This is a genomic window from Martinezella sp. CNPSo 3957, assembly GCF_057784395.1.
The window spans coordinates 167,952-182,083 of the sequence record NZ_JBXSOU010000004.1; the positions used below are offsets into that span (position 1 = coordinate 167,952).

Sequence of the window (14,132 nt, forward strand, 5' to 3'; positions counted from 1 at the left end):
TCCCGCAGTAAAAACGGGAAACAAAGTCGCTCGCAAAATTGACGCGGAACCAATTACAGCTCGTCTCCGATATGGACGGGCTGTCAAACCGCCAACGATCTCGCAAGGGACTTTTGCCATGCCTTCTATTCTCCGCAAACATCGCGCAGCCGCCATTGTCGGTGCCGCTATCATCGTCGGCGCCGGCGCATTGCCTTTTGCCTTCAGCACATCCGCAACCGTCGCCTCAGCCGCCGAACCGGCCGGCATCATCGCACCCGGCGGCTCCTTCGCTCCGATCGTCGATGCCGACAAGCCGGCCGTCGTCACCGTCACCACCACCATGAAGGCGACCGATACCAGCGCCGACAGCAGCAATTCGCCAATGGACGAGCAGTTCCGGCAATTCTTCGAAAACCAGGGTATCCCCTTCCCGAAGCAAATGCCGCGTCAGCAGCAGAGCCAGCGCGCCATGGCGCTCGGTTCCGGCTTCATCATCAGCCCGGATGGAGTCATTGTCACCAACAACCACGTCATTCAAAACGCCGTCGAGATCAAGGTGACGCTTGATGATGGCACCGAACTGCCGGCCAAATTGCTGGGCGCCGATGCCAAGTCCGACCTCGCCGTCCTGAAGATCAACGCGCCGAAGCCGCTGACCACCATCGCCTGGGGTGACTCCGACAAGCTGAAGCTTGGCGACCAGATTCTCGCCATAGGCAATCCCTTCGGCATCGGCACGACCGTTACAGCCGGTATCGTCTCGGCTCGCGGCCGCGACCTGCACAGCGGACCCTATGACGACTTCATCCAGATCGATGCCCCCATCAACCACGGCAATTCCGGCGGACCGCTGGTCGACCGCGAAGGCAATGTCGTCGGCATCAACACCGCCATCTACTCGCCGAACGGCGGCAGCGTCGGTGTCGGCTTTGCCATTCCCTCTGCCGAGGCCAAGGCGATCGTCGCGAAACTCGAGAAGAACGGCTCGATCGATCACGGTTATCTCGGCGTCGCTATCCAGCCGGTGACCTCGGATATCGCCAATGCCATGGGCCTCTCGCAGACCCAGGGTGCGCTCGTTGCCAGCGTCAATGACGATACCCCGGCCGCCCGCGCCGGCATCAAGAGCGGCGACATCGTCACCGCCGTCGGCAACGAGAACGTGAAGACGCCGAAGGATCTGTCGCGGCTCGTCGCCGATCTCTCTCCTGGCGACAAGCGTTCCATCACCCTGTGGCGCGACGGCAAGAGCATGGACGTCAATGTCACCATCGGCGGCAATGACGACAGCAAGCAGGCCGCCAACGACGCTGGCGACGGCAAGATCCAGCCATCCAACCAGCCAAGCATCGGTGTCGGCCTTGCCAACCTCACGCCGGATGTGCGTGAGCAGTTGAACCTGCCGCATGGCGTCGAGGGCGCCGTCGTTGCCAGCGTCAATCCGGAGAAGCCCGCCGCCGCGGCTGGCATCCAAACCGGCGACATTATCGTCTCGGTCAACGATCAGCCGGTCCACAACGCCCATGAGGTGCAGACGGCCGTTGCCAAAGCCGGCAAGGATGGCCGCAAGTCCGTCCTGCTCCTGATCGAGCGCGACGGTAACAAGACCTTCGTCGCCGTGCCGTTCTCCGCCGCTTAAAAAATCCGGAGCATTGAATGATCGGCCCGCTTCCAGCAACGGAACGGGCCGATTGACGTTACGTCACCAGCATACCCTGGCGCTCGGCGATGCTGATCTTTGCCTGCGTTCCCGCGTTGAAAGGCAGAAAGTCCGCCTCGATGCCATCGCTGAAGATCACCCCATGCTCCGCCATCTCGGAGACGACGGTCATCGGTATCTCTGCATCGACCTGCCCCGACACCAGCGAAACACCGGTCGTTCGGCTGGGAAAAGGCTCCCGTACGAAATAGTGCAGGAACTGTGCATCCCAAGGAAAGGACGCGTCGGCAATGCCTGCCGGCAGCTCCACGCCGCAGCTCTCGGCCACACCCGCCCAGCCGGCATAGAGGCTTTTCAGCCAGCCGGTCGAGCCCATGCCTGTGGAAACGATGATGCCGCTCGACGATTGCCGCTCATGCCGTTCACCGATCTGAAGATCGTAGCGCGCCGAGACGTGGCTGCGCGGGCCGATGAAGAGGTCGTTCACGGCGTAGAGCACCTCTCCCGTATTGAGCGCAGCCTTTGCCATGCTCACCCGTTTGAGCGGCCGGCGTTGCGCCAAGGCTTCGGGGACGATCTTGCGCATATCGGCCGTCTGGAAAGGCAACAGCACGCCGTCCCATCGCTTCGGATCGGGATTGACGCCGAGCACATTCTGACCGTCGAGATATTTCAGCGTATTGGCGACCAAGCCGTCCTGCCCAAGCACGACGACGAGATCATCGGCGCCGAATATGAAGTTTGCCAGATAGCGGCGGTTGAGCGTCTGCACCCTGGCAACAGAGCGCAGACTTGCTTCGACATCGCGCGCTGCCGCCTGATAACGCTGGTGTTCCGCGAGATAATCGCCGAAATCCGCGCCTAAGTGCTCGACGTAAAACTGCGCCTGCTGGACGGTATTGAAGCGCGCGACCATTTCGTCAAGGCGGGTGTCGCGCACGATCAGCACAATCTTTCTGTCTTCAGCCTTTGCGTTGTTTGCAACAGGCATGACTTATCCCCTTGCCTGAGGTTGCAGCATCTCGCGCAGGAGATCGGGGGTGACGTTCAACTGGCCGATCTTGGTGGCGTTGTCGGCAAGATCGCGGAAGGCTAGCGCCATCAACTGACCGGGATCCATGCCGACCGAAGCGAGCGCCTGCAGCATCTTGGGATCGGCATCGCCGAACGATTTCATCATGGCAGCGAGGCCATAGGCTTTCGCGTCGGCTTCTTCGCGCGCATTGGCCGAGGCGAGAGCGACAAGCGCCTTGTTCTGCTCTTCAAGCGCGATCTTGCCTGTCATTTCCTCTTGGCGGATCTGGAGCTGCCGCTCCTGCACCGAGCGCTCGGCCTCCATCTGTGCCTCACGGACCTGGCGCTTCTTGTTTTCGACAGCAATTTCGGTCGCGAGTTCGTTCTCCTTGATCGTCCGTTCCTGCTCGACGCTCGCGTTGCGGCGGGCATAGATCGCCTCGTCGGCACTGCGCAGCAGTGCTTCGCGCGCTCCGGCCTCCAGCGCCTTGGCAGTTTCAGGTTTCGGCTTCACCGCCAGGATCGACAGGCTGAGCAGCTCAAGACCTAGTGCCTGCAATACGGGATGATCATGCAGCGTCGTCGCGACACGCCCGACTAGCAGCTCGCCGGCCGCCAGCACCTCCTTCAGCGACAAAGCCTGCACTTCGGCGCGCATGACGACCTGAACCTGGTCGATCAACCGCTGCGACAGCTTCTGCGGGTCTTCCGAACCGTAAACGCCTTTGGCATTGAGCGAGAAATCGAGCAGTTCCGCCGTCCGTTTCGGCTCGGCAATACGATAGGTGATCTGCCCCTGAACCGTAACCTCCTGGAAGTCCGAGGTCACCTCCGGAAAGATGAAGGGCTCGTTGACGCTGGCCGTCGGTACCACGACCAGCGAGGTCGACGGCGCGAAATACCAGAACGAAAGCCCTGCGCCCTCTCGCTGCGGCCGGCCGCCTCGATACTGGATCACATACTGGGTCGGTTGGGCCTTGATGAAACGAAATCCGAACATGACTGCCTCCTGAAAGTGGCGCTTGAAACTGTGATGACGTGAACAAACACAACTTATTGTATTTTGTCAACTAAGTTAGTTGAAACTTTACACTAAGATATCGCCGCGTTATGTTTCAAATCATGAGCTGCTCTGAAGACCCCCATAAAAGGCCGATCGTTTCGGTCGATCTCGCAATCTTTGCCTTGACGCCGGACGGGCTCGAGGTCCTGCTCGCCCAACGCGGCGCGGAGCCGTTTACCGGTCGCTGGGCCTTACCCGGCGGTTGGATTCATGTCGATAAAGATGAGAGCCTAGAGGCCGCGGCAAGACGCGTGCTCAGTGACAAGACAGGCGTCGCAGCGCCCTATTTCGAGCAGGTGGGCGTCTTCGGTGATGGCAGGCGCGATCCTCGCGGCTGGAGCCTGAGCGTGACCTATATGGCATTGATCGCGCAGGATGCCGTCAGCCTGCAACATGGCGGCAATATCACCGACGTCGCATGGCATCCGATCGCAGGCGACACGACAGCGGAGCCCCTCGCCTTCGATCATGCGGCTATTCTGAAGGCGGCGATCACCAGATTGCGCAACAAGGTCGAATATACGACCCTGCCGGTACATCTTTTGCAGGAAGCATTCACTCTGAGCGAATTGCAGGCCGTCTACGAGCGGCTTCTCGGCCGCCTTCTCGATAAATCTGCCTTTCGCAAACGCATCGCGGAAGTCGATTTCATCGAGCCGATTGCCGGGGAAATGCGACGCGGAAGCAATCGCCCTGCCCAGCTCTACCGGCTCAAGCAGGCACATTCGACCGTCTTCTTCGACCGAACGATTTGAGGCAGCGCATTTCCACAGACGTTCGACTTCGCCTTTGACATAGGACTCTTTTTGTCCAAACTCTGCCTTTGTGATGGTACAAATAGCGCCGGAGCCGATTGAAACGATCGGGCGGGAAGTTTAAACCGCGCGGGCGATATCAGCGGCCAGGCCTTAAAACAGGAATGAGCGGCGGCAGGAGTTGGAGTGACTGATCCATACGATATTCTCGGCGTTGCGCGCGATGCGGGCGAAGAGCAGATCAAGGCAGCCTATCGCAAGCGCGCGAAGGCAACCCATCCGGATTCCGGCGGCGATACCGAGGCTTTTGCGCGGCTGCAGAAGGCCTACGAGCTTCTTCTCGACCCCGTACGCCGCAAGGTGTTCGACGATACCGGCTATGATGTCGAACTGACCGATGCCGTCGACCTGCAGGCGCTGGTCGCGATCGAGAAGCTGATTACAGAGGTCGTGCTGGACGAACGGGAACCTGGCACCTTCGATCCCGTCGCCAAGATGCGCGCGAGCCTTCTGGAAGAAATTCGCAAGGCGAATTTCAGCAAGAGCGAGCTCGAGCGACACTCCAATCGCATCGGCCTTCACCTCGAGCGGCTGGGCAAGCGTCCGGGCAAAGACGTAGTCGGCCACATGCTGCGCGCCCGCATCAAGGCGATCGCCACCGCCATCAGCGAAACGGAAGCAAAGATCGGCGCCAGCGAACGCGCCTGCGACATGCTCGAAGGCTATCTTTACGAGATGAACGAGCCTCAGGAAGAAGCGGAAACAGCTGCCGAAATCGAATCGGACGAGCCAAGGATCCGCTCGGCCGCGCAGTAGACGCGTACTTTTTCACTGCTCTGAAGAGGCAAATTTCGCGTTTGCCTTGATCGCCACATCACTTTCAGCAACGCAATGTTGCAATGCAACAATTTTCCCTGGACAAATCGGGGGGCTGGCCTAGATCATGCATCCAGCACGCCGTCCTGTTTCATCGAGCGACGGCGAAGCGGCAATGGCGGGCGCCGTGTTTCCGGCATTCGCCGAAGGTCTAAAAATGGCGAGGTATGCGTTTGCTGGCTTCCGAAGCGGATGAAATCGTCTTTGAACATCTGAGCGAGAACCGATCGCGGGCCGCATTGAGAGGCGCCTTCTGGTCGGCGCTGGACACGTTGATCCCGACGGCACTCAACAGCCTGGTCTTCGTCGTTACCTCGCGTTTTCTTCTGCCCCAGGATTTCGGCCTCGTCGCACTCGCCTTCGCCATCGTCAGTTTCGCTTCCGGTTTCGGCCCGACGGCCTTCGGTGAGGCGTTGATCCAGCAGAAATCCATTCGGCGCAGCCACCTCGATACGGTCTTCTGGCTATCCTTCGCCTCCGCGGCAATCCTCTATGCCGCGCTGTTTCTGCTTTCCCCGTTTCTCGCCCATTGGGTCGGACATGACGATATCGTCAAGCTGCTGCTGATCATCGGCCTGAAAATCTTCTTCGACATGATGATCATCGTGCCAAACGCCCTGATCGGCCGCACGATGTCTTTCCATCTGGCAGCTGCCCGCACGGCGATCGCCACCACCGTTTCGGCGACCATCTGTCTTGCGCTGATCTTCGCCGGTTTCGGGCTATGGGCGCTTGCAATTGCCCAGATCGCCGCTCCCGCTGCTGCCTGCGTTGCCGCATTCTGGGGCGCAAGATGGCTGCCGGGTTTCCGGATCAAGCTCTCGAGCCTGCGCGAACTGCTGCATTACGGCATCTTCGCCTCGGGCAACCGCTTCCTCCAGACCATGAATCTCGACCAGCTGATCATCGGCACGCTGGTAAGCCCGGCTGCTCTCGGTATCTATAATTTCGCCCGGCGGCTCTACGAGATGCTCAACAATGTCGTTGCGGGCGGGCTGAATTCGGTCAGCCACGTGCTGCTCTCCTCGTTGCAGCATGATAAGGATAAGGTGCGCGAAGCCTTCCTCATGGCGACCTTCGGCTGCTCGCTGGTGTCTTTCCCGGCCTTCATGGGGCTTGCAGCGGTCGCCGACGATGCCATTCCGCTGATCTTCGGACCGCACTGGGCCGCCGCCATCTGGCCGGTTCGTTTCTTCTGCGTCATCGGCCTGATGGCCGGTATCGGCATCATCCAGGCCTCCCTGATCACCAGCCAGGGCAGATCCGACTGGTGGTTCTACTATCAGCTGGTGCGCAATGTCGTCTCGATCCTCACCGTGCTCATTCTTCACCAATATGGGGTGACAACCGTCGTCTTCGGTCTCATGCTCGGAGTGGTGATGCTCTGGCCGGTGACGCTGTGGATGGTGTCGCGATTGATCGGCCTCAGCATACCGGAATATTTCGGTCAGTTCCTGAGGCCCATTGCCGCTTATCTCGGCATGCTTGTCGCTGTGCTGGCAATTTCGTCGGCCCTGATCAACCAACCGCTGGCAGAACGCCTTATCTGCGAAGTCCTGGTCGGTGGCCTCGCCTATTCGGCCCTCATCCTTCTCTTCTGCAGGGAAAGGGTCCTCTTCCTCGTGCGAACGACGCTGCAAGGCCGTCGTGCGAAGGCACAGTAGCAGTCGTCGCGAACAAGGACGGAAAAAGGCTCATTCCATCTCGCGATAGAATACCAAGTCGGAAAGGCGCCTCATGACACTGGTTACGTTCATCATTCCCGTTCGCCATCAGGCCAATTCCAATGATTGGCCGGCGCTGAAACGGCGGCTGTCGCAAACGATCGCATCGATCGCCGGGCAGTCGAACAAAAACTGGCGCGGCGTAGTCGTCGCCAATGAAGGCGCCGATCTGCCGGATCTGCCGCCGAATTTTACGGCGGAACGCGTGACCTTCCCGCCGAACCAGCTGCACGACATTAACGGTGCCGATCGCGAAAAGGTCTACGATGCGTTCCGTCTGGACAAGGGCCGCCGCGTATTGAGCGGCATGCTATCCGCGCGGGATACTCGTTTCTTCATGATCGTCGACGACGATGATTTCGTCAGCGCCAACATCGTGGATTTCGCCGCCAGAAATACCGATGCCAACGGCTGGAAAATCAACCGGGGCTATCTGTGGAACGAAGGCGGCAGGCTGCTTATGCATCACAACGACTTCGCCAATTATTGCGGTACGTCGCTGATCATTCGCTCCGATCTCTATCGCTTGCCGGCGACCTTCGAGGACGCCGAAATTGATTACATCAAATCCATGCTCGGCAGCCATGTGCGCATTGGCAAGCTGCTGGCCGACGCCGGCGCGCCGCTCGGCTCGCTGCCCTTCCGCGGCGCGATCTATCGGGTCGGCCATGCCGGCGCCCACAGCAAGTCCTCCAATCTCATCAGGACTCATTTCCTCAACCGATCGGTGCTGACAAGCCCCCGCCAATTCCTGGGTAACCTTTCGCGGGTACGCCCGCTCGATCGCAACCTCAGAAACGAGTTCTTCGGCGCGCGCGCCGCCGGATAGCGTAAGCGTAATCCTTTCCGCCCAACGAGGTTTCGACCAATGCCGGCTGATACGACGAGACATAGATATGCCGCCCTGGATGCGATGCGCGGGCTGGCGGCATTCGCCGTCGTCGTCTATCACCTCGACAGGCCCTATGCGCCTTCGGCCTATATCGCGGTCGATTTCTTCTTCGTGCTCAGCGGCTTCGTGATTGCCAGGGCCTACGGTGAAAAACTCGCAAGCGGCATGACCGTGCTGGCCTTCATGAAGGCCCGCTACGCGCGTCTTTATCCGCTCTTCCTCATCGGCAGCGTCTACGGCCTTGTGCAATTGCTGCTGCACTGGCAGGCATCCGGTGTCGGACGGGCCGATCTTGCCGCGAGCATCCTTACGACCATATTCATGCTGCCTTCGCCGAGTTTTCTGACGCGCTCGGCGGGCGATATCTTGGCGCTTTATCCGTTGAATGGCCCCGCCTGGTCGCTGTTTTGGGAGCTGCTGGCCAATCTCATATTTGCGCTCGTGTTGTTCAGATTGAAAACGCGAAGCCTGATCCTCATAGCCACCGCATCTCTGGCGCTGCTGATCGTCTCGGTTTTTTTCCACAAATCGCTCGATCTCGGCTGGGAATGGCACTCGGTAGATGGCGGCCTTGCTCGCGTCTTCTTTTCCTTCACGCTCGGAATGATCATCTACCGGCTTCGAAACAGCACCGCGATTGGCTGGATCATGAACAGCTATGCCGCCCTGCTGCCCATTGCGGTGATCTTAATCTTGCTGTTTCTCCCCACCTATTCGCTGAAATATGCACTTGTTTTCTGCATCCTGATCTCGCCGCTCATCGTCCTTGCCGGCACGATGCTGGAACTGCCGGAGAGGCTGCAGCGGCTCGGCATCTTTCTCGGCTATCTCTCCTATCCCATCTATATGTGCCATCGCGGCTTCACCGAGATCTACGGGCATCTGATGCGTGATACCCACTTGCCGCAGCCCGTCTACATCGCGATCTATCTCGTCGCGATTTCCATCATCGCCCTCATCTCGGCCAAGCTGGCGGAAAGCCTGGTTCGCTATATCGGCGCCTCGAAAGGCGCTCCCAAAAGCATCGAAGCCAGCCAACGCGGCTGACTGTTTCCGGCGTCACGTGTGGACGGCGGCAAGTGCGATGGCATCGGCAACCTCGTCGCACCGCTCCGAAAGATTGGCCGTAGCGACGCGCAAATGGCTGCTGGGCAGGATCGAGAATTTTGCACCGGGATGCACGGCAATGCCTCGGGCAGCTAGCGTCACCATTGCGAAGGGCTCCGACGAGACCGGCACCCAGGCACATAATCCCTCTCCATGCCACGCATCGACGCCGCGCTCGCGGAGCGCATCGATGAGCCCTGCGCGGCGTTCCCGATAGGTCCTGCGGGCATGATCCAGGCACGATGCCGTCGCTGGATCGCGCAGCAGCCAGGCAGCCGCCGCCTGCAGAATACGGCTGGTCCAGCCGGAACTGAAGCTGCGATAGGATTGGATCTGGTCGATGATCGCCCGCGAGCTCGACAAGACGGCGAGGCGCAGGTCCGGCCCATGCGTTTTCGAGTAAGACAGAATATGGATGACCCGATCCGGAAAGAGATGTCCCATCGAATGACGTGGTGCCGTCGAGATATCGGCAATGCCATCGTCCTCGACGATCAGCGTATCCTTGTCGCGAAGGATCTCCGGGAGGCTTGCCATGCGCGCCGGGCTCACGCATTGGCCCGTGACGGAATGGATGCGCGGCTGGAAGATGAACGCGACCGGGCGATATTTCAGCGCTTCCTCCAGCGAGGCCGGCAGCGGGCCCTCCTCGTCGCATTTCACCGGAATGATGCGTGCGCCCCGATCCTCGAGAATATCGAGAAGCCGCATGCCCGTCGGATCTTCGATCGCAACGGCAGCACCGGGCATGACGAGGGCGTTGATCAGGGTGTAGACGGCATTATAGCCGCCATTGGTCGCCAGAAACGCCTCTGGCTCGTAAGGCCAGGTCTTCCTGACCTCGCGCTCAAGCTCCGGCAGGATGCGGCTGCGCTCGTAGCTGTTGAGATTTTCCGCCGAGGCGCCATAGGCCATCGCCGCCGCCAGGTTTGGCAGCAGCCGGACATCGGGAACGGCTGCCGTCAGATTGAGGGCGTCGGAACCGTAGTCGCCGACACTTGCCAGCCGCGCCGGCTTGGCGACGAAGCGGTCGCCGCTGACCCATGTGCCATTCCGGCCGCGTCCGCTGATGATCTTCTGACGCCTGAGCTCGCTCCATGCTTCCGACAGGGTTGCCGGGCTCACGCCAAGGACAAAGGCGAGGTCGCGGATCGGCGGCAGCTTGGTGCCAACAGGCAGGGCGCCAGCGCGAATGAGCGCGCTCGTTTCAAGCGCGATGCCACGGATGGTCCGATCGCTCAATTGTGAGGCAAACCATTTCGCATCCCGCTCTTCGCCCATTTTCGCACCATTTTTAATGTTCAATAACGTAATAACATTTGATCGACCTATATTGAACATTTACTCGTTAAGAAAAGAAGTTTTCCCGCGAGTGAATTTCATGCCCCTTACTCTCCGCCTTGCCCTTCGTGACTGGGACTACATGACCCCTCTGGTCCTGGGCGATGTCTCCTCCCCCAAACTCGACATCAAGGTGGACCGGGTCGGCACGCTCGTCTCCCATGTCGGCAGGAGCGACGCCTATGACGCAGCGGAAACATCCTTCAGTCGCTACACGCAGTTGCGCATCGACGGTGACGACAGCGTCGTCGGCATACCGAACTTCATCATGCGCGGCTTCCGCCACCGCTGCGTCATCACCACCAAGGACAGCCCGATCACGAGCTTCGCCCAATTGGCCGGCAAGCGTATCGGCGTCACCGGCTGGCGCGATTCCGGCAATACCTGGACACGGGCCGCACTTCGCCGCGAAGGCGTCGGTGTCGAGGATGCGATGTGGTATGCCGGTCGCCTGACTGAAGCGCATCCGATCACCGACCGCCTGGACGGCTTCGGCCGTCCCGGCCGGATCGAGGCGGCACCCGGTGAAAGGCCGATGGTGGAGCTGCTGAAGGAAGGCCAGCTCGACGCGATCTTCACGCCCTTCATGCCGGACGGCTATTTCGCCGGCAATTCCGGCTTTCGCCAGCTGCTGCCGGATTTCCGCGCCGCCGAGCATCGCTATTTTGCCGATGTGGGCTATGTACCGGGTATGCACCTGATCGGTTTCAAGGCGGAGTTTGTCGCCGAGCATCCCTGGGTCATGGCCGAACTGAGCGCGCTCATCGATGAATCGCAGCGTGTCTGGCTGAGCAAGCGGCGCAAATATGCCGACACCACGCCCTTTATGCTCGATGAGCTGTTGAAATCGGCAGCCGAGCTGCCGGAAGGGTGGGATGCGAGCGGCCTTGCCGCCAACCGCAAGATGATCGCCGATTTCGCCGGAGAGCTGCATGTGCAGGGCATCCTGCCGCGGCTGATGACGCCGGAGGAACTCTTCCCGTTCGATGTCGACGGCAGCCGGACGAGCGCTGTCTGACCACCGCCTCAAAAATCAGAGACACAAAGCAAAAAGGGGAATGAACATGTCGCTGAAGAAAATGACCTACGTCGCCCTGGCAAGCCTGATGATGTCGGCCGCCGCCTTCGCCGAGGATGCGAGCCTGCCGAAACTTTCGCTCAACAAGGATCTGCAGGCCAAGCTGCCGGAAGCCATCCGCACATCAGGCAAGATGATCTCCGTCAACAACGGCTCTTTCCCTCCCTATGAAATCGTCACCGGCACCAAGCTGACCGGCGCCAGCGCCGATCTGACCGACGCAATCGGCGAGGTGCTCGGCGTGAAGATCGAGCATGAAAGTGTCAGTGGCCTGCCGGCCATCCTCGCGGGCATCAATTCCGGCCGCTACCAGTTTGCTTTCGGCCCGATCGGCGATTTCAAGAGCCGCGAGGAGGCCAATGACTTTGTCGACTGGGTGCAGGAATTCGTCGTCTTCGCCGTCCAGAAGGGCAACCCTAAGGGCATCACCTCGCTCGACAGCGCCTGCGGCCAGCGTATCGCCGTCATGGCCGGTGGGTCGGCCGAAAAGGTGATCCAGGTGCAGGCCGAGAAGTGCAAGACCGACGGAAAGGGCGCGATCGAAGTTCAGTCCTTCACAGACCAGCCGAGCTCGATCCTCGCCGTCCGCTCCAAGCGCTCCGACGCCTTCTTCTCCTCACAGGCGCCGCTCACCTATTTCGTCTCGCAGGCGAACGGCCAGCTCGAACTAACGGGCGTCGGCCAGAAAAACGGTTTCGAGGATCTCTATCAGGGCGCCGTCGTGCCGAAAGGCTCGCCGCTCGGCCCGATTCTGAAGGATGCCGTCAAACTTCTCATGGACAATGGCACCTATGCCGCCATCATGAAGAAATGGGGCCTTGAGAACAACATGATCAAGGAACCCGGTATCAATCTTGGCGGGATGTTGCCGAAATGAGCACGAATGCCGGAAACATCGCATCGCCATCTGGCGATGCGGCGGAACGGGATGTGGCGAATGCCCACACACCGTTCCCGAAGGGTCGTGTGGCAGCCTGGATCGTTACCCTTGCGATCGCGGCCTATTGGGCTTGGTCGGTCGCCCACAATGAAAACTTCGGCTGGCATGTCGTCGCCCAATATTTCTTCGATCCCGTCGTCATCAGCGGCCTGTATGTTTCGCTCGGCCTGACCGTCGTCGCCATGGCGCTCGGCATCGTCTTCGGCCTGCTGCTGGCGATTGCCCGCATGTCGAAGGACACGCTGGCAAGTACGCTTGCCTCGCTGTTCATCTGGTTCTTCCGCGGCACGCCGCTGCTCGTACAACTGATCTTCTGGTACAATCTTTCGACGCTCTTCCCGACGCTGTCGATCGGCATTCCCTTCGGCCCGACCTTCGTCAGCTGGGACACGAATTCCGTCATCAGCCCGATGACGGCGGCGATCGCCGGCCTGGCGCTGAACGAGGCCGCCTATATGGCCGAGATCATCCGCGGCGGCCTGCTTTCGGTCGACAGAGGCCAGTTCGAGACCGCCGAAGCCTTCGGCATGACGAGAAGCCGGGCTCTGCGCCGCATCATCATCCCGCAGGCCATGCGCTCCATCGTGCCGCCAACCGGCAATCAGTTGATCAGCATGATCAAGGCGACCTCGCTCGTCAGCGTCATCGCCATGGCCGACCTGCTCTACTCCGTGCAGTCGATTTATAATCGCACCTTTGAGGTCGTCCCGATGCTGCTGGTCGCCGTCATCTGGTATCTGCTGATTACTTCGGTGCTGAATATCGGCCAGAGCTATATCGAGCGCTACTATAGCCGCGCCGATCGCCGCTCCGGTGGGACCAAGGCGGTAACGGAGAGCACGCCAGCGCTCGTGCCGGCACAGGAGGCAGGCCAATGAACGCTTCCGTGAACTCAATCGTCAACGCCAGCCCCCTGGTGCAGGCGCGCAACGTCCACAAGTCCTTCGAACATCTTGAAGTCCTGAAGGGCATCGATCTCGACGTGACGCCGGGCGAAGTGGTCGTGATCCTCGGCCCCTCCGGTTCCGGCAAGTCGACCTTCCTGCGCTGCATCAACCATCTGGAATCGATCAATCGCGGTTCGATCGAAGTGGATGGCGAACAGATCGGATATCGGTTGAACAAGGGCCGGCTGGTCAAATTGTCAAACCATGCGATCGCGCTGCAGCGGCGCAAGATCGGCATGGTGTTCCAGCAGTTCAACCTCTATCCGCATATGACAGCGCTGCAGAACGTCATCGAGGCGCCGATCGGCATTCATGGCGAAAGCCGCAAGCAGGCAACCGAGAATGCACTGGCTCTGCTCGACCGCGTTGGCTTGTCGGCCAAGGCTCACAACTACCCCCGGCAACTCTCCGGTGGGCAGCAGCAGCGCGTGGCGATTGCGAGAGCGCTGGCGATCAAGCCGAAGCTGATGCTCTTCGACGAACCGACCTCGGCGCTCGATCCGGAATTGGTCGGCGAAGTGCTTGCCACCATGCGCGACCTTGCCAAACAGGGCCTGACGATGATCGTCGTCACCCACGAGATCGGCTTTGCCCGTGAGGCAGCCGACCGTGTCGTCTTCATGGATGGCGGCAAGATCGTCGAACAGGGCAAACCGGAGGATGTGATCGGCAATCCGCAGCATCCCCGCACCAGAAGCTTCCTGTCGCGCTTCATCTAGCGCGATATACATATCATCAGTGATGCCCGCACGC

The 14,132-nt window shown here is 60.2% G+C and carries 13 protein-coding genes; 10 read left to right on the forward strand and 3 right to left on the reverse strand.

The genetic code is table 11. The features are described from left to right. Window positions 1-118 precede the first annotated feature (118 nt). Window positions 119-1,621 (forward strand): DegQ family serine endoprotease, encoded by a 1,503-nt coding sequence (locus AC13QE_RS12180; RefSeq protein ID WP_488483867.1) that lies wholly within the window; start codon window positions 119-121, stop codon window positions 1,619-1,621. A 58-nt stretch (window positions 1,622-1,679) separates the two neighbouring features. Here the strand turns inward: AC13QE_RS12180 and AC13QE_RS12185 are convergent, their stop codons facing one another. Together AC13QE_RS12185 and AC13QE_RS12190 are read right to left on the reverse strand one after the other, a co-directional pair. Then, window positions 1,680-2,633, reverse strand: a complete 954-nt coding sequence (locus tag AC13QE_RS12185) for a diacylglycerol kinase catalytic domain-containing protein (RefSeq protein ID WP_132719451.1) — start codon at window positions 2,631-2,633, stop codon at window positions 1,680-1,682. A gap of 3 nt (window positions 2,634-2,636) precedes the next feature. Then, the gene (locus AC13QE_RS12190) at window positions 2,637-3,656 is read right to left on the reverse strand and encodes an SPFH domain-containing protein (RefSeq protein ID WP_132719449.1); all 1,020 of its coding nucleotides are present in this window, start codon (window positions 3,654-3,656) and stop codon (window positions 2,637-2,639) included. Between the two features lie 122 nt (window positions 3,657-3,778). Here AC13QE_RS12190 and AC13QE_RS12195 point away from each other — a divergent pair, with 122 nt between their 5' ends. The 5 genes from AC13QE_RS12195 to AC13QE_RS12215 all read left to right on the forward strand — a co-directional run bounded on the left by AC13QE_RS12195 (window position 3,779) and on the right by AC13QE_RS12215 (window position 9,013). Continuing rightward, on the forward strand, window positions 3,779-4,474 hold the full coding sequence (locus AC13QE_RS12195; protein ID WP_132719447.1) for an NUDIX hydrolase: 696 nt from the start codon (window positions 3,779-3,781) through the stop codon (window positions 4,472-4,474). Between the two features lie 186 nt (window positions 4,475-4,660). Beyond that, a complete protein-coding gene (locus AC13QE_RS12200) occupies window positions 4,661-5,290 on the forward strand; it encodes a J domain-containing protein (RefSeq protein WP_488483868.1) in 630 nt (209 codons plus the stop codon). Between the two features lie 227 nt (window positions 5,291-5,517). Further along, window positions 5,518-7,014, forward strand: a complete 1,497-nt coding sequence (locus AC13QE_RS12205; RefSeq protein WP_488483869.1) for a lipopolysaccharide biosynthesis protein — start codon at window positions 5,518-5,520, stop codon at window positions 7,012-7,014. A 73-nt stretch (window positions 7,015-7,087) separates the two neighbouring features. Then, window positions 7,088-7,903, forward strand: a complete 816-nt coding sequence (locus tag AC13QE_RS12210) for a galactosyl transferase (RefSeq protein WP_132719442.1) — start codon at window positions 7,088-7,090, stop codon at window positions 7,901-7,903. A gap of 39 nt (window positions 7,904-7,942) precedes the next feature. Beyond that, window positions 7,943-9,013 carry an acyltransferase family protein gene (locus AC13QE_RS12215; protein ID WP_488483870.1) on the forward strand — a complete coding sequence of 357 codons (1,071 nt, stop codon included), beginning with the start codon at window positions 7,943-7,945 and terminating at the stop codon, window positions 9,011-9,013. A gap of 12 nt (window positions 9,014-9,025) precedes the next feature. On the opposite strand, the gene AC13QE_RS12220 is transcribed toward AC13QE_RS12215, so the two are convergent. Beyond that, window positions 9,026-10,354: an aminotransferase-like domain-containing protein gene (locus tag AC13QE_RS12220; RefSeq protein WP_488483871.1), complete on the reverse strand. Its 1,329-nt coding sequence runs from the start codon at window positions 10,352-10,354 to the stop codon at window positions 9,026-9,028. A 100-nt stretch (window positions 10,355-10,454) separates the two neighbouring features. Here AC13QE_RS12220 and AC13QE_RS12225 point away from each other — a divergent pair, with 100 nt between their 5' ends. The 4 genes from AC13QE_RS12225 to AC13QE_RS12240 are packed head-to-tail and all read left to right on the forward strand — an operon-like array spanning window position 10,455 to window position 14,098. After that, window positions 10,455-11,432 (forward strand): ABC transporter substrate-binding protein, encoded by a 978-nt coding sequence (locus AC13QE_RS12225; protein WP_488483872.1) that lies wholly within the window; start codon window positions 10,455-10,457, stop codon window positions 11,430-11,432. Window positions 11,433-11,478: 46 nt separating this feature from the next. Then, window positions 11,479-12,369: an ABC transporter substrate-binding protein gene (locus AC13QE_RS12230; protein ID WP_488483873.1), complete on the forward strand. Its 891-nt coding sequence runs from the start codon at window positions 11,479-11,481 to the stop codon at window positions 12,367-12,369. Continuing rightward, a complete protein-coding gene (locus tag AC13QE_RS12235) occupies window positions 12,366-13,310 on the forward strand; it encodes an amino acid ABC transporter permease (protein WP_488483874.1) in 945 nt (314 codons plus the stop codon). Before AC13QE_RS12230 ends, AC13QE_RS12235 begins: the two co-directional genes overlap by 4 nt. Then, entirely contained in the window at window positions 13,307-14,098 is a 792-nt protein-coding gene (locus AC13QE_RS12240) for an amino acid ABC transporter ATP-binding protein (protein WP_165915270.1), read from the forward strand. Before AC13QE_RS12235 ends, AC13QE_RS12240 begins: the two co-directional genes overlap by 4 nt. Window positions 14,099-14,132: the final 34 nt, after the last annotated feature.